This is a genomic window from bacterium (Candidatus Blackallbacteria) CG13_big_fil_rev_8_21_14_2_50_49_14 (assembly GCA_002783405.1).
Taxonomy (GTDB): domain Bacteria; phylum Cyanobacteriota; class Sericytochromatia; order UBA7694; family UBA7694.
In genome coordinates, this window is sequence record PFGG01000072.1 from 31,086 (window position 1) to 57,525 (window position 26,440).

Sequence of the window (26,440 nt, forward strand, 5' to 3'; positions counted from 1 at the left end):
CTTATACCTTGGGATAGAGAATCATGCAATTGACCGGGCTTAAATGAAAAAGGTTTTCAACGGGATCGGCCATTAAATGTCGGGTTGGACGCGGCAGTTTTCGCGAAGAAAGAACCAAAAGCGAAATTTTGCGACTGAGAAAAAAAGCAAGAGCATCTTCTCCTCTTGGGATATGGGCAATGGAAGAGGCGATACCTGCTAATTGGCACAATGTCGTCAATGAGCGGTAACCATGGTCGGAACTTCTCAAAATCTCACGCGTTTCCTGAAAATTAAGCCCTTGCAGAGCACGCCGAGAGAGATGCAAAGCATTCCCCAAGAGTATTTCCGCCTGAAAAGAAGACGCCAAGCCAATTCCCAAGGCCATTTGATGTACATCAGGCAAACCCTTGCCTCCAAAAATACCAATGCGATCGCAGTTATACACCGTATTAAAACGATTGATGCGCACCACCACCAATTGTGAAGGCAAGCGCATGCGCACCAAATACTGGGAAACCGAATTCGTGAATAATTCAGGTGGGTGGGCCCGCGTAGAGCAAAAGACCGTATGATAATAGTGACTTTGAATCATTTGCACCAAAGTCGGGCCGGGTTTACCTTTGCCTTTTCGAAAGCTGAGCTGAATGCCCAACTTGCCAGCCTCGACCTCGAGACGGGCAACCCGCTTCAAAACCTCATTCAAATCATCATGTTCATTCTCGACATGCAAAAGCTCTAGATCCATTCCCAAACTGTGGGCATAGCGCAGGGCATAGAGGGCTGCATGTTCAGAAATTAAATGGCTGTTTAACGCAACTGCAATTTTCATTGAATTTTTAATATGCCTGGACACAAGATTATTTTCAAGCGTAACTCAGAGTCATCCCGCTTGCATTGACCCTTATCAAGCAAAAAATGCAAGGCCTGAAACAGATCAATTCGATTCAAGCTGGGTTTGCAAAATGCTTTTCAGATAGCGGATCAAGGCCTGAGAGCCAGCAGAATTATTGAATAAAACATCACGACGTGCAAGAATTTCAGCCTGAAGCTTGTCTCGTTCAGCAGGATCTGTCGCCCAAAGGACAGCCTTTTGAACATACTCTGAAACCTGTTCAGCGGGAACCGTATCCAGCCCCATACGCCGATACAGAGCAGTACTCGAACGACCACGCATATAAGGATTTACGAGGGTCACCAAAGGAGTTCCGGTTGCCAGGGTCAGGTAACTGGTATTGCCTCCGCCAAAGGGAAAACTATCAAGCACCACTTCAGCTTGAGCCATTTGTTGAAGCAAATCCTGCTTCTTGGCCCAAGTCAGGAATCTGATCCGCTCAGCCTCAGGAATAGTCTCGAAAAAGCGCTGCTGAAGCTTTTGCTCCAGCCCAGCATGCAATGAACCTTCGGGAAATTTATAGAGCAAGATTTCGGCCTGCGGATCGGCCTGCAGAATGCCTGCAAAGGCGGCATCCATTGCTGGGTGGATTTTAAAGAGCGTCATCGGGCAAAGATAGGTATGCTTTTGAGGGTCGAGTCCCAAGTCAGCTTTTGATTTCAGTTCTGCTGGCAGCTCAGGAAAGGGAAAATCAGGCAAAAGCTCCTCCAGGCAAACCAGCGACTCAGAATAATGGCTTTCTGCATCAGGGGGTTCAAGCCACTGGCTTGAAATAAAGGCATCGATGGTTGATAATCCTGTGGTGATCGGATGCCCTGCCAGCACCACCTGCCAAGGGGCCAAGCGGGAATTTGCCAGCGCAAAACTCAGGGGGTCCATGCCCAATTCAGGATACATGAGCAGATCCACAGCATGATCCATGATTGCGGTCTGGATCTCACTGATATCTTTTCCCTCTAAACCATGCCATTTCAGGTTTAAATTTTTTAAATGCCTTCGCATCGAATCCTCACCGATTGGCCCCACAGAAAACAAATGCAGCTCAAAATCTGGTTCAGCAGCCAGACTTGAGATCAATCCAGAGAATACCCCCATGACCGCATGGTTATGAAAATAGCGAGACACCAAAGCAATACGCCAGGGGGGATGTGGGCGAAGTTTGCCAGGATTGTTTTGACGAAACTGACTTAAAAATTTGCCCCAGAGCTGCGCTTGAAGTTCCTGTTCCTCACGGCCCTGAAAACCCAGATAAGCCCAATACTGCCCCGGCATTTCAAGCGGGAGTTGGCCCAAGGGCGTTAAATCTTTTGCCAGTAAATCTGATATAGATTGTCTATACGCCTGGGCAATCTGCTCTCCCTCAGCCTCTGAAGTTAGCACAGCAGGTAAAAGACTCTGAGCCAGCCAATTTCCGCCACGACCTGGACAAAGTGCTTCTGCCTTTCGATAATGCTGGGCAGCCTGAACAAGCTCCCCTTTCTGAGCATACATATAGCCTAACCAGGTATGTGCCTCGGCTTGATTTTCTTGTGGCTCATCACAATATTGAATGCTGTTTTTTAAATATTCTCTGGCAAAGTCTGCCTTGCCTGTTCTGGCCAAATAAAGACCTATTTCAAAATCCCCTTGATGTAACTGGGGGTCTATAATCCGCGCTTGGTCAAAATAAAACAGGCTTTCTGGGTAAAATTTCAGTTGATAAAACCCCAAGCCAATATTGTTCATGATGTGTGCATTGCGTGAATCTCTAGCCAGCCCTTGTAAAAAAGCCCGAATCGCAATTGCTGTGTCTTGTGGCGTTTGAGAAGCCATCAACAAGCAAGTGCCTAAATTATTCCAGGTTTCAGCATCATTGCGGTTGAGTTCCAGTGCTTTTTCAAACCCTGCCTGGGCTTTGGCATATTGGCCCAGGTGTAGGTAGAGCAGCCCCAATCTGCGCTGAGTTTCAGGCAAAGCAGGCTGACGGGCCAGAATTTCTTGATAGCATTTTTCAGAAGCCTCAAATTGCCCCAATTCCAGGTTTAAGTTTCCCAAAAGCAACCAGGCATCTAATTGAGAAGCATATAACTTGAGACAGTCTTCCAATTTTGATTTTGCTTCTTCCAGCTTGCCCTGGTTGCCCAAAATAGCAGCATATTCCACCCATAAATCGGGGTATTGCTGATTTTTACTCAGAAAATCAGCAAGGATCTTTTCTGCCTGTTCTGGCGCATTTCGCAGCGTGAACCATTCCGCTAATAAATGCACATAGTGCGGATGCCCTGGATCGCGTTCATGTGCTTTTTCATAATAAGTTCGGGCGATTTTCCAGGCATGTCGGGCCTGGGCAATTTCCCCCAAAAGTGCCAGTGCAGGCGGAGAATCAGGACGATAAGTCAGCAGTTTTTGCAAATGCTGTTCAGCCTGTTCTAAACGCCCCTCTGCCCAGTTTTTTTGAGCCGCTTGCCAATGCAGATGGGCTGGGCCTTGGGATGGCATCTAAAAACGATCCTTGACGGCGCGTAAGACTCTGAAAATATCTTCAGGGGTATGTGGGCGTCCCGGCTCAACAGACTCAGTAAACGCGATCACAGCAGGCTCCTCGCAACGCAAAAATGGGTTGGTTTTGCGTTCAAGGCGCAACGTGGAAGGAGTTGAAAAGTGTCCCTGCTGACGCGCAGCGCGCGTCGCTTCAAGTCTGGCCTGAATATCTGAATTTAAAGGTTCTACTTCCAGTGCAAATTCAAGATTGTGGGTGGTGTACTCATGTCCAAAATACAATTCAGTTTCTAAAGGACAGGCACCAATGATTTGATTGAGAGAATGATACATTTGAGCAGGCGTTCCTTCAAAAATTCGCCCGCAACCTGCAGCAAAAAGTGTATCCCCCGTAAACAAAGCTTGGCCTACCGCATAGGAAACGGCCCCCAGCGTATGCCCAGGATTAAACAGCACACGAAAATTGAATCCAGCCAGTTGAAAGAGATCTCCCCCTTCCAAAAAATGGGTCTGTCCAGGGATTCGGCCCTGATCCGAAGCATGAGCATAGACTTCAAGCTCAGGAAAAACCTCAAGTAAACCCGCATTGCCCCCCGTATGATCCCAATGGTGATGCGTATTTAAAATAGCAAGGGGACGCGCCTGGTATTGCGCCAAGGCATCAATCAATGGCTGAGACTCAGAAGGATCCACCATCAAAGCTTCTGAATGCTGATTGAGAATCAGATAGGCAAAATTATCTTTTAAACAGGGAACCGGAATGATCTGCATCGGATTTTACCATTTTTTGAGATCATTATAGCGGATTCAAAGCCTTGCAGCATTGCCCAGCATATGCGATCAGAGCAATGCCGAGAACAAGATTTGCGACATGCAAACTAAATTAAAACAAATGTTCAGAGCTGCAGCGCGTAGCTGTCAATCCATTCGAAGCCCTCTTCATACTCTCGCAAATAACGGCGAACAATTTCTTCCTGTTCGAAATAGCGAGGCGTATCAAATTCACGTCGCAAAGTCATTTCTACCAATTGTTGAAAGGCTGTTTGTGCACGTTTTTTCAATCCGGCCTGAAAATCCAGGGGTTGCTTTCGCGCCTCTTCAAGTGCCTGAAGCAAACGCGCCTGCTCTCGGCGCAATTTCTGCATCTGTCGTAAATAGCGTAAATTATCGGCCCCTTGATGGGCTTCTCGATAGGCAGCGATTAAAGCTTGCCCCATGAGGATGCGTTCTTCAGTTTCATGCAGACGGAATTCAAGGTCTTCAGCGCTTGGGTTTTCATGCTCCCAAGGCATGCGCTCGTGCTCAAGCACGCCCGTTTTTGAATGGGGGGCTTCGTCTTCACAGAAATCATCGCGGTAACTGTGTTGAACTGTATGCATAATTGTATTCTACATCACAATTCAAATCCATTTCAAGCCCTCAATTTTTTCCGTAGGCCAGCTTCACACTTCCCAATAAGAGCACAAATGAAAGCACAGCAATCAGACTGCCCCAAAACCAGTAAGGAAGCAAGAAATATTGCGCAATTTGGCCTGTATCTGAATACATGGCCCTGCCGCCCAGATTGATTCTGTTCATAAATAAATAGTCCAATTGTCTGAAAGTGCCGATACAGGCTTGAACTCCCAAAAACTGAACCCCCATCTGCTGTAGGTCTTCTCCCCCTTTGGCAGAGGTCAAGAGGAGAGCTGCCCCCAACAAGGGCAAAATCACCCAGCCAAAAGGCGTGCGCACCCAAATCAGGGTGGATAGCAACAGCGCCAATCCCAATCCACTTAAAACCATGCGCGAAGTTTGTCTTTTACTTCCCGCCAAAATAAAAAATGCGCCTGCAATCGGCGGTCCCAATAAACCACCAGCAGAGACAAAGGGTGTTGCAAAGAGCGGGCCGCCTGAATGGGTGGCGATCCCTGAACCGTTCGGATAAATCAAAAGGCTGTGAAATTTGCCCCCCAAAAGCAGCGCAGTCATGCCATGGCCCATTTCATGAAACCAGGTTGCCAAAATCGTAAAGGGATAAAGCAAATAATTTCCAAAGGGGATCTGCCATAGAAAAACAGTCAATAGAGCAGAAACCAAAAGCCAACGAATGGCAGCCTTGCGTGAATGATCAGCACTTTCATCCAAATTCATGTTATTGACCTTTTTCCGGCAAACCCAAAGTTTTCATGTGATGATTTTAGCACAGGCTGGTTCTTCACAGGTTGAAGTAAACACCGGGTCATTCTGCCTCATTTATTCTCGATTTATTATAATCTTGAAAATTTAGCTTATTTATTAAGAGCTTATTAAATACATTTTTGAGCTTTGTTTTAGAACGCCAGAAAGAGAAAACAAGCGCCTATAGTTAAAATATAGTTAACAAATCGTTTAAAGAGGGAAAATTCTATGCAAATCAAACGTCCTGAAGGAATTTCTGGCCAGGGTATCGCAACAATTGCACGTCCCGCTCAAAAATGCACACAGGAAATCAACTCCCTCGATCAACCCTCTCAGGTCGCTAAATGCATTGATTCGCATATTTCCAGCTCGATTGGCGGAAAAATTGAAGCTCCTTCTTTCGGTTTCTTTCACCAAGATGCCAAAGCCCTGGTCAACGAAACCCTTTCTGAAATGCGCAACAACAACCCCATGGCCTCAAAATTTGCACTGCATGAATTCAGTGCTGAATTAAGAAGCATGACCCCCGGTGAATTGGATGATGTTAAAGACGTGATTGTTGCAAAAATGGCGAGTCCCAAAAGCTCACAATCAGACCGCGACGCCCTTATGAAAATGTACAAGCTTGCCGATGCAGCCTCAGAAAATCGCTTAAGTCCTTCTCGTCCCATGCCCAAACCTTTCCCCATTGATCCTGGCTTTGAATATCCCATGCCACAACCCGCACACCCCAATCGTCGCTTTAAAGACACTGTGATTCCATTTTCTGACCTGGCTCAAGCTGCCAATTAAGAATTCAGACTTTTTCTAATTCTCTCCATTACCTTCCGCCCGGCTTGCCGGGCTTTTTTATTGGGAACTTTTGTCTGAATTTCTCTGTCTTTTGGGAAGAACAAATCATATTAAATAAACGTTAATTGTTTGTTTTATATATGTAATAATGCTTCATTTTGATGAAAATAGCGCTATATTTAAGATATCGGTTAATGTAAGGTTAACCTTAGAGTGTAAAAGAGGAAACGATCCATGAATCTCAAAGTCTATACCCATGCCCATCAGGTCATGCCCTGTGAACCCACTTCGGGCTCTGTTACAGGTTTGGCTGTCCGTCGGTCTGAGTCCGGACCTGAGCGACTCATCTCAGCAGAACCGGATCAGCACCCAATACACCAGCAAATGCAGCTTGAACCCAAAACGAATGAACTCTATCATCCAGTCACAGATGCCCTGGTTGAGGATACACTTGCGGATTTACGCAATAATCATCCCCTGGTATCCAAACTGGCTCTTCAACGTTTTGCAGCCCAATTGCGGCGTTTGCGCAGCACAGAATTAGAAGCCCTCAAAGAAGGTCTTTTAACCCACCGTGGACGCCAAGGTTTAAGCGACCAGGAACAGGATGCGCTCAGCAGAATGTTCACCCTGGTCGAAACTGCCTCAGAAAACAGACGCCTGCGAATTCCCCGTATGACGGCCCCTTTAACAGAGCATTATCCTGTGATCGGCCGTGGTATCGGTGAAGCTGTCAGCGAATAATCTGAAATTTTTCACTTAAAGGCCCGGCAAAAGCCGGGTCTTTTCGTTTTAGGCTTCTTGCTCAGACAGCACCATTTTCGCCAAAAAACATCTCAGACTCCTCCCGCCAATCTGCTCAATCACCGGAATGACTTGGCATGGTTTTGAATCCGTTCCCCTCTATTTTTTGCGCACAGCATAACACAGTCAGCCCCATGCTATGATTTGTTTGAGGGATTATGAACTGGGATAGCTTTCATCATTGGTTGGAAACCCACTCTCTGCTGGAATTGTTTGAAAGTGGGTTTCTTTCCCGTTGCCTAACACAAGAACTGAGTTCAGCAGAAAAAGCTGCTGTATTTTTAAGGGCTGTGGGACAAGCCACAGCCGCACCTATTTTGGCGCGCCTGAAAAGCGCAGAGGTTGAAAAAATTATTCAAGCCTTAAAAACACAGGGAGATTTAGACCCCGCCTTACGCCTGGCTGTTTTGGATGAGCTGGAGCACAGTGTTCACAACCCCCTGATCCAAGGCGGAAAACAGATAGCAAGAGAGATGCTCGATCTCAGCTTTACACCTGGAAAAGCTGAAGATATTTTAAAAAAAATTCAGACCCCTGCTTTGCCTTATTTTCACTGGATGCACAAAATTTCAAACCAGGATTTGCTGGAACTGCTTGAGCCAGAGTCGATTACGCTTCAAGCCGCCGTTCTCGTTTGTCTAAGACCAGAACAAGCAGCCAGTTTTTTATCGCAACAGCTCCCCAAGATTCAAGAAGCTCTGGCCTTGCAAATCGCTCAAAAGCACCCACTCAACCAAGAAATCCTTGAAATCTTAGATCAAACACTCCTTCAAAAATATCAAAAAAGAAGCCAAACCGTTGCCATACAAGGTCGAAAAACACTTGCAAAAAGTTTGGGGCATTTAAATATCAACCGTCGGGAAAGAGTTTTGGAGTCTTTAGGCGATATCGCCCCAGAACTTGAACACCGGATTCGTGAAGAAATGCTGAGTCTTGAAGACCTCAACAGCTTCTCAGGCCCTGCTTTTTCACAGCTCTTGGCAGGAATGGACGATCAATGCCTGGCCTGGAGTTTAAAATTGGCGACCCCCAAATTACAACTTAAACTTCTTTCACATCTTTCCCAACGGCGTGCGGATATGGTACAAGAGTATAAAGCCTCTTTGCCCCCCCGAAAGCGTTCAGAGGCAGAAAAACATATGCGTCGCCTTTTAGAAGCCGTACTTGAATTTCAGCGGCAAGGTCGTTTGCCACATCACACAATGAAAGAAGAACCTTGGATTGACTGAACCCACCTGGATCGACAAAACATCTGGCCCGATCACGACCCTGACTTTGCGCTGCGAACGGGAACTGAATCTCTTACATACCTCCACGATTGACGCCTTGATTGATGAATTAAAAAATTTAAAACAGGATCCTGAACTCAGAGTCTTGGTGCTTACCGGTGGAGAAGCCAAATCTTTCTGCGCTGGGGCAGATATTGGCGAATTGCTTGAACTCACGCATATTCCCTTCTATGTTGAACGGGGCCAGGAATTGATTGAATTGCTGTTTCATTTCCCCACCCCTGTAATTGCAGCCATCAACGGCTATGCTTTAGGAGCAGGTTTTTCACTGGCCATGGCCTGTGAATTGAGAATTATGTCAGAACATGCCCGCATTGGACAATTGGCAGTTCGCAATGGGCTGACTCCGCCCTTTGGCAATATTCAACACCTTTTGCAGGCCATCGGCCCTGTCAGGGCAAAAGAACTGCTGTATACAGGCCGCGTATTTTCTGCAAGTGAAGCAGAAGCCGTGGGCTTGGTGAATAAAGTCGTTGAGCAGGGACAATTGCTGAAAGCGGCCTATGATTTGGCCCAAGAAATCATGGTGGCCCCAGCCCACGCGATTCATTGGGTCAAACGGATTGTCAACCGCACCTTAGAGGAAGGGCATGCCGTAGGGTATTTAACGCAGGAAGAAGCACTCATCCAATGTCTTGAGGATCCACGCACACGCCAGATTCTCGAAAAATTTCTCAAGAAATAAAATTAAGGCGCGAGATCCTCATCGCCCTCTTCGGCATCCACTGAAGCGATTTCTGCTTGATAATGGCCTTCTAAAATGGTTTGAATTTTTTCCAAAAGTTGGGCGTGAACCACACCATTTGAAGCCACCACTCCATCACTGTTTTTAAGTTGGCGAAAGCTATAATCCAAGGGCTCACCCGAAAGATTGGTGACCTGCCCGCCTGCTTCCGTCAGAATGATTTCAGGGGCACAGGTATCCCAACAGGAAGTCATGCCTGAAAGATTTAAATAAATATCACAGGTTTGTCGGGCGATCATCGCCAATTTTAAGCCCACACTTCCCGATCGGATGATTTCCTGAATTCCCAAAGCCTGATAAATTTCTAGAAGTTCATCGGTCAAATGTGAACGACTGGCTGCAATTTTGATTTTTGCAAAATCTGTATTGACAGAGGTTTGCATGCTTTGAATCTGCTGATCACGGCGAGAATAGGAGCCTTGCCCTTTCGCAGCCCAATACATATAACCTGTTACGGGCTGATAAACCACCCCGACCACCGGCCGGCCCTCTTCAATCATGCCAATCATGACCGAAAATTCGCCATTGTGATTGATAAATTCTTTGGTGCCATCCATGGGATCAATAATCCAAATGCGGGAATGGGATTCTAAGCCTGAAGGCAAACTGCTTTCTTCAGAAACGACCAGATCTTTGGGAAAAGCCTTTTCTAAAGCAGAAACGATATATTGACTTGAAGTTTTATCTGCAATCGTGACAGGTTCCTGGCCTGCTTTCATCTGAATGGCATAATCGGTATCATAATGGGTGAGAATGATCTGACCAGCCTCACGGGCAATCTCTCGCGTTAAGTCAAGTTCCCGTTGATAGGCTGTAGTGGTCGGCATAAATTCAAAGACGCCGCGAACGAACAGCCTGAACAAAGGTTTCCCAGTCAGAGGAAACCAAGCCAGCATATTGATCAGACCAAGCAGGTAAAAGCGGCAACCAGGTCTTACTTTCAGCCAGTATGCGAGCGGCTTGGCCGCTTCGGGCATGCGCTCTGGCCCCAATCAAGGCCACACTGTCCAAAAAGTCTTGAAACTCTTTATTCTTGTTCAGTTTTTCGAGATTGACGGTTTCTTTGGGCAGCAATTCTCGGACATAAACACTGAGATTGTGTACTTTGCTGACCCCTAAGAAGGGATCCGCCTCAGGTAAGAAATAGCGAAAAGCCTGAAGAATGCGAGCGGACTGATCTCCCCGAGAAACAGCAAAGGCCTCAGTAGAAGGCGAAGCCGCTTCCTTAAACTCAAGAATAATATCATCTTGGGGACTGGCAGAAGCACCTTCAACCAAAACAATATAGCGGTAACGCCCAAGGCTGCCCTTGCCAGCGACCCGTGCAGCCGCATCTTTCAAACGAAAAAATGCTGCGCCCTCACGGCGTGTTCGCGCATAGAGCGTGAGCGCAGCTGCCACTTCCTGCTGAATCGCTGGAGAAATGGGCAAGATTTTGTCTGAGGGAATAAAACGTCCGGCACGCGTCATTTCACTCAAATATTCAGCGCGGTTGAAATTGGCGGCCTGTTCAACCTGTTTGGCCGGTTTTTCGGTCAAATACCGTTGATCCAAGGGCTGCGCCAAGAGCGCAGGTTGACGCGATAAGGCCTGCAAATGAAACAAATAGCGTTCAAGAAAAAAGCCAACCAAGGCTTCGCGCTCTGAACCTTTAAAGCCATTTTCATCAGCAGCGAGTTGAATACTGACAGCCTGGCGGGCCAATTCCCAGGTATAGGGTGCCTGAGTAGCCTCATCAAAATCATTTAAATCATAGGCAAAGCGGTTACGGGAGGTTTTATAGGTTCCCATATTTTCGAGATGAAAATCACCTTGAATCCAAATCCGGGTTGGACTGGCCAAAGCGGTTTCCCGCGCCATATCATAATCAAATAGAAAAGCGGTTGCTCTGTAAAAGGCAAAGGGTGATTCTGACATGGCCTCATATTTCAAACGAACCCATTCAGGAGCGCGTTTCTGCAATTCCAGATGGTATTTTTGAATAAGCGGCAAGGGATCACGTGTCATGGTACTGCGCAGTTTGGTTTTAGAGGCTGTCTGATAAATGGCTCTAGGGCTCTGCTGAAATCGGGCAGAGAGGTCTGAAAAAGTACTCTGACAAGCATTCAAGGTTGCCAAAGCTGAGAGTACGAATAAACTGCGTAGTTTCATTTTCAAAATTCTCAAACCCCTTTTATATTCTTTAATTATAAGCCAGAAACTGGTTATTTTTCAAAACAGAGCGTGAATTACTGAAATTCACCGCCAGCCTCAATTAAACGCAGGAAAGTAGGACGCAGGCTCACCCAGATCCGCTCCATTTCAGAAAAGCTGGGCCGGAAAGTCTGCCCCACTTCAAGGGTCATTGAAAGCGCGCCATGCTTGCCATAGGCATAATCACGGGTCGTAGCCGTCGTGGGATACAAAATCTGCGTGCTGGTTCCACCTTTAAAGCCCAGGTTTTTAACAGTTTCCTGGTAAAGCTTTTTGAAGATTGGGGTATGGGGAACATCCTCAGCACTGTATCCAAAAGGCCAAAGCATCATTTCACCATAGGCATGAATATCTGCGAAAATAGCAGGTTTTTTACGCGCCATCATGGCCTGAACCACCTGGGTTTCAGGCTCTGAGGCAGGGGCTGCACCACTGTAAATTTCACCATTGGGATCTGACAAACCACGTTTCCAGCTGTCGGGCACATTCAACCCCTGATAATTCCAGTGGTTATCAAAATTACGATTCAGGTCGATCCCGGTTCCATGGGTATTTTTGCGCTGCCAGGAATCCCCTTTTTCAACTTCAACACGTCCATCCACGTTGACCATGGGCAGAATAAACACTTCATGGGTATTCAACAATTCAGTAATTTTGGGGTCTTTGCCGTACTCGGAAGTTAAAAGATCCATGAGTTTCATCAGCAATTCTACGGGGGCCAATTCGCGCGCATGCACGCCCCCTGTAAACATCGTGACGGGTTTGGGGGCCCGGTTTTGACGATTGGTGAGCGTTACTGCCCAAATATCATGATCAGATTTTCCTTGGGTTTTCTCCCAGGTATCTCCTGCATCTTCCAATTGCACCAATTGTGGATATTTTGCAGCCAATTCCTGTAATTGCTGACGCATTTGGGCATAGGTCCGGTAGCCACTGGGAAGCGGTTGACGCCCTTCCCCCATACTGCGCTCCATGCTGGCTTCATAGCGCACCTGACGCTGATTCAATTCAAGCATTTGTGCAGGGGTAATCCGCGCCAAAGCTGTTTTTTGCGCAGTTTCAATGCCAAAGAGATCCAAACCTGCACCTGCGAGTTCAGCCAGTTCAGCGGGGCTACGCCAAAAAAGTCTGACCACACGGGGCTGACTGGATGCTGCCGCTTGAAAACGCGCCGGGGAAGAGCTATTGAGGGCTGAACTGAGATTTAAGGGGGCGCTACATGCGCTCAGAGAAAGGATTGCTGCCAAGGGCAAATGCCAAAGTTTGAGCTTGGAAAGGTGCATGGATAACCTCAAAGGGATTTAAATTAACCAGATTATAACATATTTTTTACTTTTTCGTTCTGCTTTTTTTTGAAATAATCTTGAAAATTTTCAGCCTTGTCAGTGGCTTTTCATGCCCTTGGCAAATTCAATTCAAGCGACTTTTTCGATTGAGGTAGACTCCAAGGCTTGCATAAACTTTTCCAAAGCCTGGCTCAAGCGGGATTCTTCAAGCCCATTCAAGCGCATGTTTTCAGGATCTAAGACCTCAAAATACCGCCCCAAACTGTAAGTTCCCACCAATTGCGCCCCCCACCAAGGCACCAAAGTGGCCATTTGGGTGAGATTGGTTTTGCCCCCATTGGGACCAGGAGAGGTGCTCATCAGCAACAAGGGCTTTTCAGAAAAAAACCGCATCTGAATACGTGAAAGCCAATCGATCAGATTTTTTAAGGCCGCAGGTATTGAGCCATTGTATTCTGGCGAAGCCAAAAGAATACCATCATAGCTTTGAAGTTCTTGAAAAAATGCTTCAATTTCGGGGGGAAACCCCTGGGCTTTCTGTCGATCTGGATTGTAAATGGGTATATTGTCAAAGCGAGAGAGATCTTGAATGGTTACATCGGCGTGGATGTTTTTTGCGGCGATCTCAAGTAATTGACGGTGAATTGAGCTTTGGCTATTGCTGCCTGCTAAGGCGAGAATCTTTTTCATGGGTGCCTCCGATAAACTGAACTGATTTCAGTTTAAACGGAGAACTCCATAAATAATACTGAATAAAAATAATCAAAACAATAAAAATAAGTTATCATCTATCATTGATAAGCATACGCAACTCGTGCTCTGCTGAGACCTTGAGAATTCCCCGTTTAATCAAATAGTTTCCCCAATCCTTTAAAGCGGCAGCTCCCAATTGGGGATCAGAAGTTTCATTTAAGACCTCAGCCACAATTTCTTCCCAGGCACTTTTTCCATTGCATCTTTTCAAACATTCAGCCACGTCTGAGGGCAGGGCTTCCAAACGGGAACCCGCCATATCGCGTATCAAGAGGTAATCCTGCAAGGGCAGTTCCGAACATGCCGGAAGGGGCTGGCCCAAACGCAGCCATTCCAGGATGTCGATAAAAAAGGGCCCCCCAGATATCAAACAGACCCAATCACTGAGGAGGGGCTGAAATTCTGCGGGAAAAAGAGGTGGCAAACGGTAAAACACCCGCTGCAAGAGTGCAATTTCAAAATTCAGAACCTGCGAAAGATGGGGAATGAGAAGCCCTTCCTGCTGAATCTGCTCATTTAATTGCAAGAGCAAAGCCAAGCTGAAGGAAGGCCCCAAACTGTGGGCAATCACTGTTCGCGGCATTTGCAGCAAGAGTTCCTCAAGGTATTCAGGGCCCAATAGGTTTACAATTCTGACAGGGATATGGGATCTCAGTTTCTGCTGAAGCGAGAAACGTGCACTTTGCAACCAGAGCTCACGCTCGGAAGGCACACAGGCCGGTAAATGACTGACGGAAGCGGTGGGCAAGTCTGTCATACGGGTTTCGATAAACCATTCCTCCCAGACCTGTTCCCAAGCACTCAAACCATTCATGAGCGAGACTCCTTCAGCCATCTTCGCGCCTGATCCAAAGGCGTATTCAAACCCTGCTCCAAGGGATCTGCGTCAATGAGCAGTGCTTTTATTTGGGTTTGCGCCAAAATCTGACGTGCCAAGCGCCAGGCTTCAGCATAATGCGGATGCGAAAAACTGCCAGGTAATTTCAATGAAACGACCCGTTCTGCGGTAATCGGTCTGAGCCACTCCCCGGGTGAAAAACCCTGTTGCACTGCCGACTCACACAGCACGCCGAGATCTAAAGACACGCCACAATCACAGCTTTCTGCCAAGCGAGTCATTAATTCACTTTCAGCCAAACCCAAAGAAAAAGAAACCAAACTGTTCTCAAGCACCATGGGCACTGGCAGACAAGAACGCAATTCCAGAATTTTCTGAAGCACATCTTCCCAAACACTTTGACCAGGAGGCAAAGGCAGACTGATACCGGCCTGATAACTCCAAAGCGCCAGAGGAAGCACCCACCAGGGGCTCTGGCAACGCTCCAAAAGTCGCAGCAGATCAGGTATGGCACTCTGCAAAGGTGCACCCAAACCCGAAACACGAATCAGACAGGGGTGCTGGTGGCATATCCGCAGAAGATTTTGGTCTTCAGCGGGCTCCAACCAATATTCAAACTCCAATTCAAAATAATCGGCCTTTTGAATCAGCAAAGAATCTCTGGTTTCTTCCTTCCAGAGCATTCCTGCCCCCAAAACTGGCAAATCCTTTAAATCAAAAGCGGCGGATTTGGAACGTGGCTTGCGCGCAATAATCTGGCTGATATGGTGACGTTCTACCCCTTCTGAAGCATGGGCTTCAGCCACCCAGCCTTCAAAATAAAACAAAATATCCCAACCCTGCATTCTTTCATACAGTTCTCCCAACTGCAAAACCCCTGTGGGGCGCTGGTCGAGACGGTTGATCGAGGTCGCCCATCTTTCTTCAGCAGACGGATCCTGCTCTGTAAACCCAGAAAGAACAAGCAGCCCCCCAGGTTTGATCGCAGCTTTAAAACGCCCAATTAAGCGGGCCCGCTCACCATGCGGAATATAGGGAAAAACATTTAAACAAAAGATCGCTGCCTGACTTTCTCGATTGAGTCGGTGGCTGCGAATGTCTTCATGGAGCCACAGAGCTTGTTCTCCATAGCGTTTGCGTGCAGACTGAATGGCCTCTGCATCCACATCCAAGGCTGTTACTGGCAGTCCCCAGGCAGCCATCGCGGCTCCGAAATGCCCCATACCACAACCAATATCCACAACAGGGCCTGCAGGAATCCAGGGCAAAAGTGCGAGCAGATCTTCGAGATGAAGCTGTCGAGTAGAAAGAGAATTGGCTTTCATAGCCTCATTTTAGCAAAGCAAAGTGGAAATAAGGGGCAAAAAAGAAAAGGCGACGGCCGGAATCGAACCGGCGAGTAGAGCTTTTGCAGAGCTCGGCCTTACCACTTGGCGACGTCGCCTTAAATCTTGACCCACTTTAACATAAGCGACCATGAAAAAACAATATGAAGCAAATTCTCAGCGATACAAGCATTGGGAATGTTAAAATAGCGGAGTATATTTGCTGCAATCAGCAACACGAAATGGACCAATTCATGCAAATCCCCTTTCAAAAATTTCAAGGCTTGGGAAATGACTTTGTCATTCTCGAAGCCAGAGATCTTCCCTTTGATCTGGATTTGAGCCGCTTGGCTCAAAAACTTTGCAACCGACACTTTGGCATTGGCGCTGACGGACTCCTGATTTGTCACCGCGAAAGCCGTGGAGACGCACGGATGCAAGTGATTAACAGTGATGGCAGCGAGCCTGAAATGTGTGGAAATGGCTTGCGTTGCTTTGTACGCTATCTGGCAGGCCATGAAGATCAGAGCTTTCTGATTGAAACAGGTGCTGGATTACTCAAAGCTGAATTTAGCCAGAAAAAACAATCCATTCGTGTCAATATGGGAAAACCTGTTCTCAGTCCTGCTAAAATACCTGCCCTGGGCTGGAATGAAACGCCGGTTGTATCTGCCCCTTTGCAGGTCGAAAACCACTCCTTTGAGATCACACTGGTCTCAATGGGCAATCCCCATTGTGTGATTGAAGTCGATCAAAACTGGTCAAGCGCAGATACGCTGTATTGGGGGCCCTTGCTTGAAATGCACCCCGCTTTTCCCGAACGGATCAATATTGAGTTTACTCAATTTCTGACACCCCACCTGGCCCGTGTAAGCGTCTGGGAGCGTGGAGCGGGCGCAACCCTGGCCTGTGGTACAGGTGCCTGTGCTACGCTGGTAGCTGGCGTACTCCAGAATAAATTAGAAACAGAAGCTGTCATACAATTACCGGGTGGAGATCTCACCCTTTTTTGGGATCAGAACCAGGATCAGGTTTGGATGGACGGCCCGGCGCAAAGAGTCTTTACAGGTTCATATGAAGAAGAAGGAATGATCAGATGAGTGAAGAATTGAGAATTCAGCAGGCACAAAATGAAGCCATACAACGCGAAGCTGATGCTGAAAAAAAATACGAAAAAGCGACCTATAAATTTGAATTGGGCGATCTGGATGAAGCCCTGATGTTGCTGCGCACCTGTATTTCACTTTGCCCAGGCAGTTGGAAATACCATTATAATATTGCCTATCTTTATTGGCGTAAAGATTTAATTGAAGTGGCGATCAACCATTACAAACTCTTTTTAAAATACGCTCCTGAAACAGATAAGGACCGCGAAATCATCGAAGGCCGTATCAAATACCTTGAGGGCGAAGTTAAAAAACGGCGCCAAATCAGATGAAACCCGCGAGTCCCACGAACCTTCCAAGCTGGGACAAATTGACTGAAAAATTAGCAGAACTTGCCATTACACCTGGCGCAAAACGCCTGGCATACTTGCTAAAACCTGTTTTCTCGAAACGAGAACTGGAATCTCTCCAGCGCCAGTTTCATGAGTTCCAGAATTTTTTAGCCGTTTTTCCTGCCCCTTTTAAAGGTTTTGAAGAAAAATCAGTACAAACCCTTTTAAGCCAGCTTGAACGTAACTACTCAAATCTTTTACCGTCTCAAGAGAAAGCGTTCGAATTTTTAGTTGAACGGGCCAAAGCTTTGCGGGGGGCCTTGGAACCCCACCAGAAAAAATGGCCAGCACTCTGGCAGAATTTTCAAACGCTTAAAATCGCTGAAGATCTGCTCAAGCGACTTGAAAAAATACACAGCAGAGATCAAAAAAACCAATTGTTCTCTCAGCGTTGGCGCCAATTTCAGGAAATCAGCAAGTTGCTTTCAGGGCTCGATTTTTTGAATGCCAAGTTTCTACTCGCACAAAGCTATCAGGGAAACTTAGTGGCCTTCAGCAAACACCAGGAAATTCATCTTTCAGACTTTCGCTTCCCCCAGGATCTCTTACAGGACGAACCTTGTTTCTCAGGGGAGCTGCACTGGTCAAACCATGAAAATATCTGGCTATTGACTGGCGCACATGAAAGTGGAAAGACACGACTCTTGGAAAATATCGGCTTGGCAGTGCTTATGCATCAGGCAGGTTTGCCCATTCCCGCCGCATCAGAATCTCATCTCCCTGTTTTCAGTGATCTCCAATTTTTACCTGAAGACACCCCCCTGCGACAAAGTCTGAATGAAATTCAAAGCTTGCTCAGACGCAGTTCGCTGCCCCAATTGCTTTTATGGGACAACCCGCTGACAGGCAGCAACCCAGGAGAAAGCCATGCTTTGCTCAGGGCCCTTTTACAGGAACTGGCTGGCAAACCCGTGAAATTACTGCTGGTGACGCATAACCATCTGCTTACCAAATTGGCAGATGAAAACCCTGCCATGATGCAAGTGGCCTTGGAGCGCAAGGGTCAGAACTTGAAAATTTTACCCCAGCAACGGGCCAGCAGTGAGTTATTCCTTTTGGCCCGTAAAGCAGGCTGGCCAGCAGCCTTGGTGAACCAGGCAGAACAGGCATATGCCAAGCTCAAACCTCCCAAAACCAAAGTACAAGCTGCCCAGCCCGCCAAAGCCCCCAGATTTAAGCTGCCTCAAGCCCCCCCCCAGAACGACGCTCGTCCCCGCTTGACCCCAGGAGTAGAAATTGGCGTCTGGATCTTTGTAGAAAGTCTGCGCTCCTATGGCGAGTTACTCTCGCTGCCAGACAGCAAAGGAGAAGTCAGCGTTCTGCTCGATGGCAAAAAATGGAAAGTTCAGGCCCAAGATGTCTTGCTCAGCAGTCACCGCAAAGAGAAAAAAGGGGATACGACCGGAATTCGCATCATCACCTATTCGATTGCGACCGAAGCCTGTGATCTTCACAATTTGAGAGTGCATGAAGCGGAATGGACGCTGGAAAAATTTTTGGACACTGCGACTCACGGAGGACTGCACCAGGTCAGTATTATCCATGGCAAAGGGGAAGGCGCTTTGCGACGTGCCGTTCATGCTGCATTGGCAACTTCTCCCTATGTCAAAAGTTTTCGCCTCGCTGAATATGGCAAAGGGGACTCAGGCGTAACCGTTGTTGAATTGAACTGAAAACTATTTCATAAAATCAATAGTGGGGTGGTTTTTCATTTGCCGGTTTTTCAGCTTGGTTTTCCAAAGCCAGTTTCACCCGCTCTAAGAGATGTTTATTTTGAATTTCTAAATGATAAAGCTGTTTTTGATGAGCTGCATAAAGCGTTTTCAGCTTCAGCAACTCATCATCCTGAAAAGCCAGACGGGTTTCAAGCGCAACCAGGCGCGCTTCAATATCATCGCTTGGCATTTCGTTTTAACGCTCAGGCATCACAGGGGTCAGAGGCTCTTCGGCTTCGCCGCCAGCCACTTTGCTGATCAAAGCGCTTAAGGTGCGGGCCACTTCCACAGGCAAAATCACCCGTTGGCTGACCATGATCGGCTCTTCTTTTAAAAGCTCAACTTCTGAACTGTCGAGGGGGGGCACATAGCCCAAATCCAGAACCACAAAATCATTTTCAGCACGCACTCTGCCGATATTGGCAAAAAGCGAAGGTGCGTTGAAATCCTTTGCCATAATTTCATCACTGTTCAATTCGGCCATGGGGTGCCTCCAAAATGTTTTCTTTTTCAGGTATCTTCCTGAACTGTGTGATGATAGCATAGTTTCTATGCTGATTAAATACACTCCACCCCTTTGAATTGATCGAAACGCTGCAAAGCATGTTTTTATCCCGCTATGTTTCAATCCAAGAAATTGGCAGTTTTTATAGGCAACTCTGGTTGGACAGCTATGAATATGTTTTCGCAATTGATCTGGGTTTAAAACCCGATGATTTTAGCGTTTTGGGTCTCTGGAAAAGAAAATCAAATTCTCAGCCGCCATAATCCCGACTATCTTGTCTGTTTTATAGCTCCTATGTTACGCTGGGGGCGTAACCATCAATGCATCTGGGAGCTTATACATGATCGCCGAACAGGTCCGCGAAATCGTCGAATCTAATCTGGAAAACGCCAAAGTACACGTAAGAGATTTTACGGGTACCGGCGACCACCTTGAAATCAACGTGATCTGGCCTGGTTTTTCTGGAATGCCGCGCGTACGCCAGCAACAAACCGTTTATGCTCTTTTGAATCATTTGATTGGTGATGGCCGACCGATTCATGCGCTCTCAATGAAGACCTGGGTCACAGAACCTGAAGAACTGAGTCGGCCTGCTGACGCCTATTATGGTGTATAATTCTTGATTTTCAAATATTTTGCTTGAAGGAGCAACCTTATGAGCCGTGATGTGATCAAAGAAATTGAAAATGAAATTAAAGAAAACACGATCATGCTGTATATGAAAGGCACCCCTGATCAACCCATGTGCGGATTTTCCTTTACCGTCGTGGAAATTCTGAATCAAGTGGGCAAACCCTATGCCTCTGTCAATATTTTGGCTGATCAGGAAAAACGCGAAGCGATTAAACAGTTTTCAAACTGGCCCACCATTCCCCAACTGTATATCAAGGGTGAATTTATCGGGGGCTGTGATATTACCCGTGAGATGTTTGAAAATGGCGAACTTCAGCAAATGGTAGATCAGGCTGTAGCTGCCCAGGTTTAATTCCTGGCGCAAAACAAGTCTGAACTTGTTTTCTTATCTCTATTTTTGATTCATAAAAAAAACAGCGTCCCTGATCAGGGGCGCTGTTTTGTATCATTAAACGTTTATTTCATTAAGGCATCATAGACTTGGCGCTTATTATAGTCGGAACTCATGTTCTGACCCACCTGGCGCATCAGGAATTCCTTTTCAGGCATATCCATGCGTTGGCTGCGCACCATACTCTTAAAGCTTTCAACTTGGGTATATTCACTGCTGATGGTGCCGATGCTGATAATCACAGACTGTTGAGCCTGAGGAGAAAGGCGTTGGGCTTGAATCAGATTGCCCAAAACCTGACCTTTGTTATAGTCTGAACTCATTTCACGGGTAGCTTTTGCCAGTTTGATAGCGGCATCATCACGCAGACTGGGGTTTTTAGCCAAAGTTTTGAGCAATTCAGTCTGGGTATAGTCAGAGCTGATGCCTTTGCTGATCGTTTCGACCAACATCATCTGCTCACGGGTAGACATATCAGTTTGTCCCACCAATTTATTTAAAATCTGACCTTTTTCATAATCAGAACTGAGGGTACGCACCATTTCCAGTTTCAAATAGGCACCTGAATCACGCTCAGAGTTTTGGTAAGGATCGTTGAAAGGGCTTGAAGGCTGGGGTTTAAAAGGATCATGATGAGGCGCACTGGGTTGGGGCTTGAAGGGGTCATGTGAAGGCGAATTAAAGGGATTGCTGGGAGCGGGTTGGGTAAAGGGGTTGTGGCTGGTTTGCTTGGAAGTTCCAATCGTCAGGGTGCCAGCAACCAGCGCTTCAGCAAATTCTTTGCGGGAAATGCGATTATCACCATTGCTGTCTACCGCCCGCAAAACTTCTGGGCTGGCTTGAAAATCTTCTTTCGAAATCCAGGCATCTGAAACCCAATCTGCTACAGGACGATCAAAATTCTCATTGCGCTTTGAAAAATAATTGGCAATTTTATCAGCCGTTTCAGGATTCAGGCTGGTAATAAAGACATCCCCCTTTTCGAGAGAGGTTGCAAGTTCACGGGTACCAGCCACACCATTTGCATTGCCAATCTGGCTTTGTGCATTCCAGGAAATATTGGCTTCTGCTTTGTCTACACGGTTATTGCGATTGGCGTCCATGGCGCGGGTAATGGCCATAAAATCTTGGGATTGAAGATTGGTTAAATTCGGCATGGTGATATCCTCTTTTCAATTTTTAACACTTGAGTTTGATACCTATACTATCGAGTGTTTTACAGAATAAATTCTTATCTTAAGGTTAAGAGACAAGTAATAAATGGTTAATTTTGATTCAAATCAATTTACAAATAGTTTAATCTTTTCAGGTTGGAGTGCTTGTTTATGCCCAAAAGAATGTTAAAATTAGCCCTAAAGACTGAAGCTAAAATCAGCCTCCCAAAGTGGAAATCCACAGATATTCTAAGCAACAAAGGCACACATAGAAAGAGCATGAAAAAAATTCAGATCGCGGGCATGGGAAAATATTTACCTCCATTGCGGGTCAGTTCCGCCGAACTTGAAATCAAAATGGGCTTGGAACCTGGTTGGATACTCGAAAAATCAGGCGTTGAATTTCGTCATTATGTAGAAGAAGACAGCAATTCGAGCATGGGCGCAAAAGCTTTAGAAAAAGCACTTACAAATGCTGAGATGGAATACGAGGAATTGGATCTGATCATTTCAGCGGCAGGTTCTTATGACTATCCCATTCCAGACACCTCCTGCCTGATTCAAAAAGCTGCAGGCAAAGGGCTTTCAGGTATTCCCTCCTTTACAGTCGATGCAACCTGTCTCAGCTTTCTTACCGCCCTGGATCTTGCTGCCTGCCTGATCGAAATTGGCCGCTACCGAAACATCGCGATTGTCAGCAGTGAAATTGCTTCAAAATCACTCAACCCCCAGGAATGGGAAAGCTCTACCCTCTTGGGAGATGGAGCCGCTGCAGCCATTTTGCGCCCGACCCCAGAGGAAGAAACTTCAGCAGTCCTCAGTGCTGCCATGGAGACTTATGGAGATGGGGCTTTTTATACTTGGGTCAAAGGGGGGGGCAACGTCTTTCATCCCCGAATTGAAGCCGAAGATCGCGAAGCTTATACTTTTCATATGAACGGCCCCGCCGTCTTGGGAATGGCCTTCAGAAAACTGCGTCCTTTCGTAAAAAAACTCTTTCAGAAGCTCGATTTCAGCCTGCAAGAGATTGAACTTTTTGTGCCACATCAGGCCTCAGGCGTTGCACTTGAAAAGGCGCAAAGCTTTTTTCGCTTGGAGGATCATCAGTTCATGAGCAATATTCGCGATCATGGCAATTGTATTGGCGCCTCAATCCCGATGGCCCTCTGTGATGCGATTTCACAGGGCCGAGTCAAACGCGGGGATCGGGTTTGCCTGCTGGGAACAGGGGCCGGGCTCTCGCTCGGAGGCCTGGTGATGACCTATTAGCCCCATGAGCCGGCATTACGAAAGGGTTTTGTTTACGGGGGGGCGAAGCCCCGCAACACTCGCGCTTTTACGTCTGTTTGCAGCCCGTGGGGCACGGTGTTTTGTGGCAGAAAGTATCACGCCCAATTTAGCGGGAGCTTCTCGATTTTGCCAGAAAAATCTCAGGGTTCCCCCACCCAATCAAGATCCTGAAGCCTATATTGCTGCACTTGAAAAATACATTCAGGCTTACAAAATTGAACTCTTGGTGCCGACCTGCGAAGAGGTTTTTTTTATCTCGCGTTGGAAACACCAACTGGAAAAACAATGCACGGTCTTCACTTCAAGCATCGATATTCTGACCCATCTGCACAGTAAATACCAATTCATTCAATTACTCAAGGCCTTAAAACTTTCTGCCCCAGAAACAGTCAAAGTAGAAACAAAGAGCCAACTTGAAGCTGCTCTGGCTGAATTTCCAAGCTACGTTCTGAAACCAGAATTTTCACGTTTTTCAAATTTTGTAATGATCAATCAAGCTCCAGAGACATGCTTAGCAAAAATCTCACCCACCGCAGAAATCCCCTGGGTCGTGCAGGCCTTTCTTGAAGGCCCCCAATATTGCTCGTACAGTGTAGCCCGAGCAGGCAAACTGCTTGCCCACAGCGTCTATGCCAGCACCTATTGCGCTGGGTTGGGTTCGACGATTTATTTTGAATCGGCAGGCATTCCTGCCATTCTCCGAATCGTCGAGAAAATCGTTGCAGCCCTGGATTATACAGGCCAGATAGCCTTTGATTTTATCCACGCGGAGGGACGTTATTGGCCCATCGAATGCAATCCCCGTGCCACCACCGGCACCCTGCTTTTTACGGTGGATGACGATTTACCCGCCGCCTTTTCTCCCGATTACCCAGGCCCGGTGATCCATCCCAGTGGCGAAAAAAACAGCATGGTGACTTTGGCCATGTATCTATACGCTTTGCCTCAGTTAAAGTCTTTAAGCGAATTCAGAACCTGGTGGGCAAAAATGGGAATGGCAGAAGACGCTATTTTTCATTGGGATGACCTGCAACCCTTTATCAAACAATTTCAGATCATGTGGAAAACCTGGCTGCTGGCAAAAAAACATCAGGTCACACTTTTAGAAGCCTCGACCCTCGATATTGAGTGGAATGGCCATTGGCCAGCAAGGAGCAAACAATGAAAATACTGGTCACAGGCGCCACAGGCTTTTTGGGCTTCCGTCTCATCCAGACACTGAAATTTGAAGGTTATGAAGTGATTGCAACAGGGCGCAATCCAATCATGGCCGAAAAAATAAGCCAATTGGGAATCCCCTTTGCAGCAGGGGCCGTTGAAGACAAGGAATTTCTGATACAGATTTCGCAAGGCGCAGAAGCTGTGATTCATACGGCAGGACTCTCTTCTCCCTGGGGGCACTACGCTGACTTTGAACGCAGCAATGTCTTGGGCACCGAAGCCGTCATTGCTGCCTGTTTAAAAAACAAAATCCGCAGACTGGTGCATGTTTCAACGCCCAGTATTTATGTGATCTACGGTGATCGCGAGCAGGTGAAAGAGTCTGATCCCCTGCCCCCCCAATTTATCAATGCTTACGCAGCCACCAAATTCCTGGCAGAAGAAAAAATCAGAGCCGCTTCAGCTCAAGGGCTTGAAACAATTATGATTCGCCCCCGGGCATTAATCGGCAAAGGGGACACTGTGATCGTGCCCCGTCTGCTCAGAGCCCATCAGGAAGGGCGTTTGCGCATTATTGGCTCAGGTCAGAACCGGGTGGATCTCACTGCTGTTTCAAACGTGGTGGATGCCTTGCTGCTCTGCCTGCATGCGCCCCAGGAGGCACTGAACGAGGCCTATAATATTACCAATGGGCAGCCTGTTCAACTCTGGGAATTTTTGGCTGAAGTCTTTGATCAATTGGGGCTCAGCCTCAACCGTAAAAAAATCCCCTATTCACTGGCTTTTGCTTTGGCGTCGGGCATGGAAGCGCTGGCAAAAATGGATCCTCAGTATAAAGAACCTCCCTTAACGCGCTACAGTGTGACCATGTTGGCAAAAAATCAAACCTTGAATATTGAGAAAGCCCGCCTGAAACTGGGCTATCAACCCCGCCAATCTCTTGAAGAGGCAAGTGAGGAGTTTATCCGCTGGTGGAAGCAAACACACTGGCTTTAGCGTGGCAAGCCTGGCAGGAAGGACGGCTGAGACATGCTCGAAAACTGGCTGAACAAGCCAGCCGCGAAGTAGCCCAGGCCAGCCCGAGGGCTCATACCCTTTTGGCACGAATTTTTTTGGACAGTCAACTCCCCACTCTTGCGCACATGCATTTGAATGCAGGCATTGCAAATCAGACCGATCAACTCTTGCAGGCCCAAATGTGCTGGGAACTGGGCCAATTTGAAGCAGGCCTTCAGGTTTTAAGCACTTTTCCCAATCCAAATCTGTCTGAATTTCGGGTCTTGAAATTTTTACTGAGCGAGGGTCTGAACCCTTCTGAAACCCACTTTCAGGAGCTGCTCTCAAGCCCCGAATCCCCCGAGGAAAGCCGACAGATTTTAAGCTTTTGCCATGGCCAAAGTAAAAATCCCCAAAGCCTTGAAAAATGGATTTTGGGGTTAAACGGCGCTGAAAGTTTTCAGCTTGAAAGCCATTTAATCCTCGCTCAATCCTATTTTGATCAAGGGGATATTCAGGCCTCCCGCGCGTGGTTTCTCTCTGCCCAAAAATTTGCGCCTCAGAATAGCCGCATTTTGCTTGGCCTCGGGCTTTGCGCCCAGCAAAGCGGAAACAAGAACCTGGCGGAGTCCTATTATCAACAGGCACTTCAAATCCAACCGGGACTGATTTCAGCACATTTTAACCTGGGGGTTTTGTATCTCAGCCAGGGCCAATGGCGTGAGGGCTTTCGCAAACTCGAATGGCGCCTGCAGAAACCCAGACTGAAAAAACTGCTGAAACCGCTTTGGCAGGGGCAAAACTTAAAAGAACGCAGACTGCTGGTTCAGGCCGAATATGGGTTGGGGGATCAAATTCAATTCTGGCGCTTTTTAAGCCCCCTTTGCGAGCAAGTTGGAGCGCTTATTCTGGAAGTGCCTGCCCCCCTGTTTCATCTGGCAGAACGACTCAACTTACCGATCACGCTTTTCAAAGAGGGCAGCGCCCCTCCGGCCTATGATTATGCAATTCCCCTGCTAAGCCTGCCTTTTCGCCTCAATTTAGCCAAAGACTCAGACATGCGCAGTTTGCCGCCCTGGAAATTGCCCCAAGTCTCAAAACCGAGTCCGAAAAGGACGCCCAAAATTGGACTGGTTTGGCAAGGGCGTATCGCCCCAGCCCACAAAAGCTACCGCCAGCTCCAAGCCCAGAAAGCCATCCCCCGTCAGCAAATTCAGGCCTGGGTTGAAGATTTCCCTGCGGCTGAATATCTTGCCCTACAACCCGATTTATTACCAGAAGCCATCCCCCCAGGCATTCAAGATGCGGGGGCTCAACTTGAAAACTTTGAGCAGACCCTCAATCTTCTTCAAGACTTAGATGCGCTGCTCAGTATTGATTCAGCCCCCCTCCATCTGGCTGGGTCTTGCCAAGTTCCGGCGAGGCTCCTGCTCAATGAACCACGCCCCTGGCTCTGGCCGGCCACAGGAGCAGAAACCTATTGGTATCCCCAAGTGAAATTGCTCTCCCCCCTGAACCCAGGCTTCAATCCCCTGGCAGGAATAATTTAAACCTGTTTAA

27 protein-coding genes and 1 tRNA gene are annotated in these 26,440 nt (G+C 47.2%); 13 read left to right on the forward strand and 15 right to left on the reverse strand.

Annotated features, from left to right (window positions below; genetic code table 11):
• Position 1 precedes the first annotated feature (1 nt).
• The 5 genes from COW20_20110 to COW20_20130 all read right to left on the reverse strand — a co-directional run bounded on the left by COW20_20110 (position 2) and on the right by COW20_20130 (position 5,485).
• Entirely contained in the window at positions 2 to 811 is an 810-nt protein-coding gene (locus COW20_20110) for a hypothetical protein (GenBank protein ID PIW45437.1), read from the reverse strand.
• Between the two features lie 105 nt (positions 812 to 916).
• The gene (locus tag COW20_20115; GenBank protein ID PIW45438.1) at positions 917 to 3,352 is read right to left on the reverse strand and encodes a hypothetical protein; all 2,436 of its coding nucleotides are present in this window, start codon (positions 3,350 to 3,352) and stop codon (positions 917 to 919) included.
• Positions 3,353 to 4,123 (reverse strand): hydroxyacylglutathione hydrolase, encoded by a 771-nt coding sequence (gene gloB, locus COW20_20120; GenBank protein ID PIW45439.1) that lies wholly within the window; start codon positions 4,121 to 4,123, stop codon positions 3,353 to 3,355. It abuts the gene before it with no gap.
• A 125-nt stretch (positions 4,124 to 4,248) separates the two neighbouring features.
• Positions 4,249 to 4,731, reverse strand: a complete 483-nt coding sequence (locus tag COW20_20125) for a hypothetical protein (GenBank protein ID PIW45440.1) — start codon at positions 4,729 to 4,731, stop codon at positions 4,249 to 4,251.
• 40 nt (positions 4,732 to 4,771) lie between these two features.
• On the reverse strand, positions 4,772 to 5,485 hold the full coding sequence (locus tag COW20_20130) for a peptidase M50 (GenBank protein ID PIW45441.1): 714 nt from the start codon (positions 5,483 to 5,485) through the stop codon (positions 4,772 to 4,774).
• Positions 5,486 to 5,740: 255 nt separating this feature from the next.
• On the opposite strand from COW20_20130, the gene COW20_20135 reads away from it, so the two are divergent.
• The 4 genes from COW20_20135 (at position 5,741) to COW20_20150 (ending at position 9,082) form a co-directional block, all read left to right on the forward strand.
• Positions 5,741 to 6,304 carry a hypothetical protein gene (locus COW20_20135; protein ID PIW45442.1) on the forward strand — a complete coding sequence of 188 codons (564 nt, stop codon included), beginning with the start codon at positions 5,741 to 5,743 and terminating at the stop codon, positions 6,302 to 6,304.
• A gap of 234 nt (positions 6,305 to 6,538) precedes the next feature.
• Complete coding sequence (locus COW20_20140; GenBank protein PIW45443.1) at positions 6,539 to 7,048, forward strand: hypothetical protein; 510 nt, start codon at positions 6,539 to 6,541, stop codon at positions 7,046 to 7,048.
• Between the two features lie 218 nt (positions 7,049 to 7,266).
• Positions 7,267 to 8,337: a hypothetical protein gene (locus COW20_20145; GenBank protein ID PIW45444.1), complete on the forward strand. Its 1,071-nt coding sequence runs from the start codon at positions 7,267 to 7,269 to the stop codon at positions 8,335 to 8,337.
• On the forward strand, positions 8,330 to 9,082 hold the full coding sequence (locus tag COW20_20150) for an enoyl-CoA hydratase (protein PIW45445.1): 753 nt from the start codon (positions 8,330 to 8,332) through the stop codon (positions 9,080 to 9,082). Before COW20_20145 ends, COW20_20150 begins: the two co-directional genes overlap by 8 nt.
• Positions 9,083 to 9,084: 2 nt before the next feature.
• Here the strand turns inward: COW20_20150 and COW20_20155 are convergent, their stop codons facing one another.
• The 7 genes from COW20_20155 to COW20_20185 form a co-directional block, all read right to left on the reverse strand.
• Complete coding sequence (locus tag COW20_20155; protein ID PIW45446.1) at positions 9,085 to 10,038, reverse strand: 3'(2'),5'-bisphosphate nucleotidase CysQ; 954 nt, start codon at positions 10,036 to 10,038, stop codon at positions 9,085 to 9,087.
• Positions 9,974 to 11,293 (reverse strand): hypothetical protein, encoded by a 1,320-nt coding sequence (locus COW20_20160; protein PIW45447.1) that lies wholly within the window; start codon positions 11,291 to 11,293, stop codon positions 9,974 to 9,976. Before COW20_20160 ends, COW20_20155 begins: the two co-directional genes overlap by 65 nt.
• A gap of 77 nt (positions 11,294 to 11,370) precedes the next feature.
• Complete coding sequence (locus COW20_20165) at positions 11,371 to 12,618, reverse strand: hypothetical protein (GenBank protein ID PIW45448.1); 1,248 nt, start codon at positions 12,616 to 12,618, stop codon at positions 11,371 to 11,373.
• Positions 12,619 to 12,750: 132 nt separating this feature from the next.
• Complete coding sequence (locus COW20_20170) at positions 12,751 to 13,311, reverse strand: NADPH-dependent FMN reductase (GenBank protein PIW45449.1); 561 nt, start codon at positions 13,309 to 13,311, stop codon at positions 12,751 to 12,753.
• 94 nt (positions 13,312 to 13,405) lie between these two features.
• Positions 13,406 to 14,188, reverse strand: a complete 783-nt coding sequence (locus tag COW20_20175) for a hypothetical protein (protein ID PIW45450.1) — start codon at positions 14,186 to 14,188, stop codon at positions 13,406 to 13,408.
• On the reverse strand, positions 14,185 to 15,537 hold the full coding sequence (locus COW20_20180; GenBank protein ID PIW45451.1) for a hypothetical protein: 1,353 nt from the start codon (positions 15,535 to 15,537) through the stop codon (positions 14,185 to 14,187). Before COW20_20180 ends, COW20_20175 begins: the two co-directional genes overlap by 4 nt.
• Before the next feature lie 47 nt (positions 15,538 to 15,584).
• Positions 15,585 to 15,656, reverse strand: a tRNA-Cys gene (locus tag COW20_20185).
• Between the two features lie 135 nt (positions 15,657 to 15,791).
• Between COW20_20185 and COW20_20190 the strand changes: the two genes are divergently transcribed.
• From COW20_20190 to COW20_20200, 3 genes are read left to right on the forward strand one after another with little or no spacing between them, the layout of a single operon-like run.
• Positions 15,792 to 16,637, forward strand: coding sequence for a diaminopimelate epimerase (locus COW20_20190; GenBank protein ID PIW45503.1), 846 nt, complete (start codon positions 15,792 to 15,794; stop codon positions 16,635 to 16,637).
• Positions 16,634 to 16,975 carry a hypothetical protein gene (locus COW20_20195; GenBank protein PIW45452.1) on the forward strand — a complete coding sequence of 114 codons (342 nt, stop codon included), beginning with the start codon at positions 16,634 to 16,636 and terminating at the stop codon, positions 16,973 to 16,975. The genes COW20_20190 and COW20_20195 overlap by 4 nt, the downstream gene beginning before the upstream one ends.
• Positions 16,972 to 18,708 carry a hypothetical protein gene (locus tag COW20_20200; GenBank protein ID PIW45453.1) on the forward strand — a complete coding sequence of 579 codons (1,737 nt, stop codon included), beginning with the start codon at positions 16,972 to 16,974 and terminating at the stop codon, positions 18,706 to 18,708. Before COW20_20195 ends, COW20_20200 begins: the two co-directional genes overlap by 4 nt.
• 16 nt (positions 18,709 to 18,724) lie before the next feature.
• Here the strand turns inward: COW20_20200 and COW20_20205 are convergent, their stop codons facing one another.
• Together COW20_20205 and COW20_20210 are read right to left on the reverse strand one after the other, a co-directional pair.
• Positions 18,725 to 18,940, reverse strand: coding sequence for a hypothetical protein (locus COW20_20205; protein PIW45454.1), 216 nt, complete (start codon positions 18,938 to 18,940; stop codon positions 18,725 to 18,727).
• A 6-nt stretch (positions 18,941 to 18,946) separates the two neighbouring features.
• Positions 18,947 to 19,234, reverse strand: a complete 288-nt coding sequence (locus COW20_20210; protein PIW45455.1) for a hypothetical protein — start codon at positions 19,232 to 19,234, stop codon at positions 18,947 to 18,949.
• Positions 19,235 to 19,595: 361 nt separating this feature from the next.
• Here COW20_20210 and COW20_20215 point away from each other — a divergent pair, with 361 nt between their 5' ends.
• Both COW20_20215 and grxD read left to right on the forward strand, forming a co-directional pair.
• Positions 19,596 to 19,871, forward strand: a complete 276-nt coding sequence (locus COW20_20215; GenBank protein ID PIW45456.1) for a BolA family transcriptional regulator — start codon at positions 19,596 to 19,598, stop codon at positions 19,869 to 19,871.
• A 39-nt stretch (positions 19,872 to 19,910) separates the two neighbouring features.
• Positions 19,911 to 20,240, forward strand: coding sequence for a monothiol glutaredoxin, Grx4 family (gene grxD, locus COW20_20220; GenBank protein ID PIW45457.1), 330 nt, complete (start codon positions 19,911 to 19,913; stop codon positions 20,238 to 20,240).
• A 104-nt stretch (positions 20,241 to 20,344) separates the two neighbouring features.
• On the opposite strand, the gene COW20_20225 is transcribed toward grxD, so the two are convergent.
• Entirely contained in the window at positions 20,345 to 21,436 is a 1,092-nt protein-coding gene (locus tag COW20_20225; GenBank protein PIW45458.1) for a hypothetical protein, read from the reverse strand.
• Positions 21,437 to 21,604: 168 nt separating this feature from the next.
• Between COW20_20225 and COW20_20230 the strand changes: the two genes are divergently transcribed.
• The 4 genes from COW20_20230 to COW20_20245 are packed head-to-tail and all read left to right on the forward strand — an operon-like array spanning position 21,605 to position 26,430.
• A complete protein-coding gene (locus tag COW20_20230) occupies positions 21,605 to 22,702 on the forward strand; it encodes a 3-oxoacyl-ACP synthase (GenBank protein PIW45459.1) in 1,098 nt (365 codons plus the stop codon).
• Between the two features lie 4 nt (positions 22,703 to 22,706).
• The gene (locus COW20_20235; protein PIW45460.1) at positions 22,707 to 23,888 is read left to right on the forward strand and encodes a hypothetical protein; all 1,182 of its coding nucleotides are present in this window, start codon (positions 22,707 to 22,709) and stop codon (positions 23,886 to 23,888) included.
• The gene (locus COW20_20240) at positions 23,885 to 24,880 is read left to right on the forward strand and encodes a 3-beta hydroxysteroid dehydrogenase (protein ID PIW45461.1); all 996 of its coding nucleotides are present in this window, start codon (positions 23,885 to 23,887) and stop codon (positions 24,878 to 24,880) included. The genes COW20_20235 and COW20_20240 overlap by 4 nt, the downstream gene beginning before the upstream one ends.
• Entirely contained in the window at positions 24,856 to 26,430 is a 1,575-nt protein-coding gene (locus tag COW20_20245) for a hypothetical protein (protein PIW45462.1), read from the forward strand. Before COW20_20240 ends, COW20_20245 begins: the two co-directional genes overlap by 25 nt.
• The last annotated feature ends 10 nt before the right edge of the window (positions 26,431 to 26,440 follow it).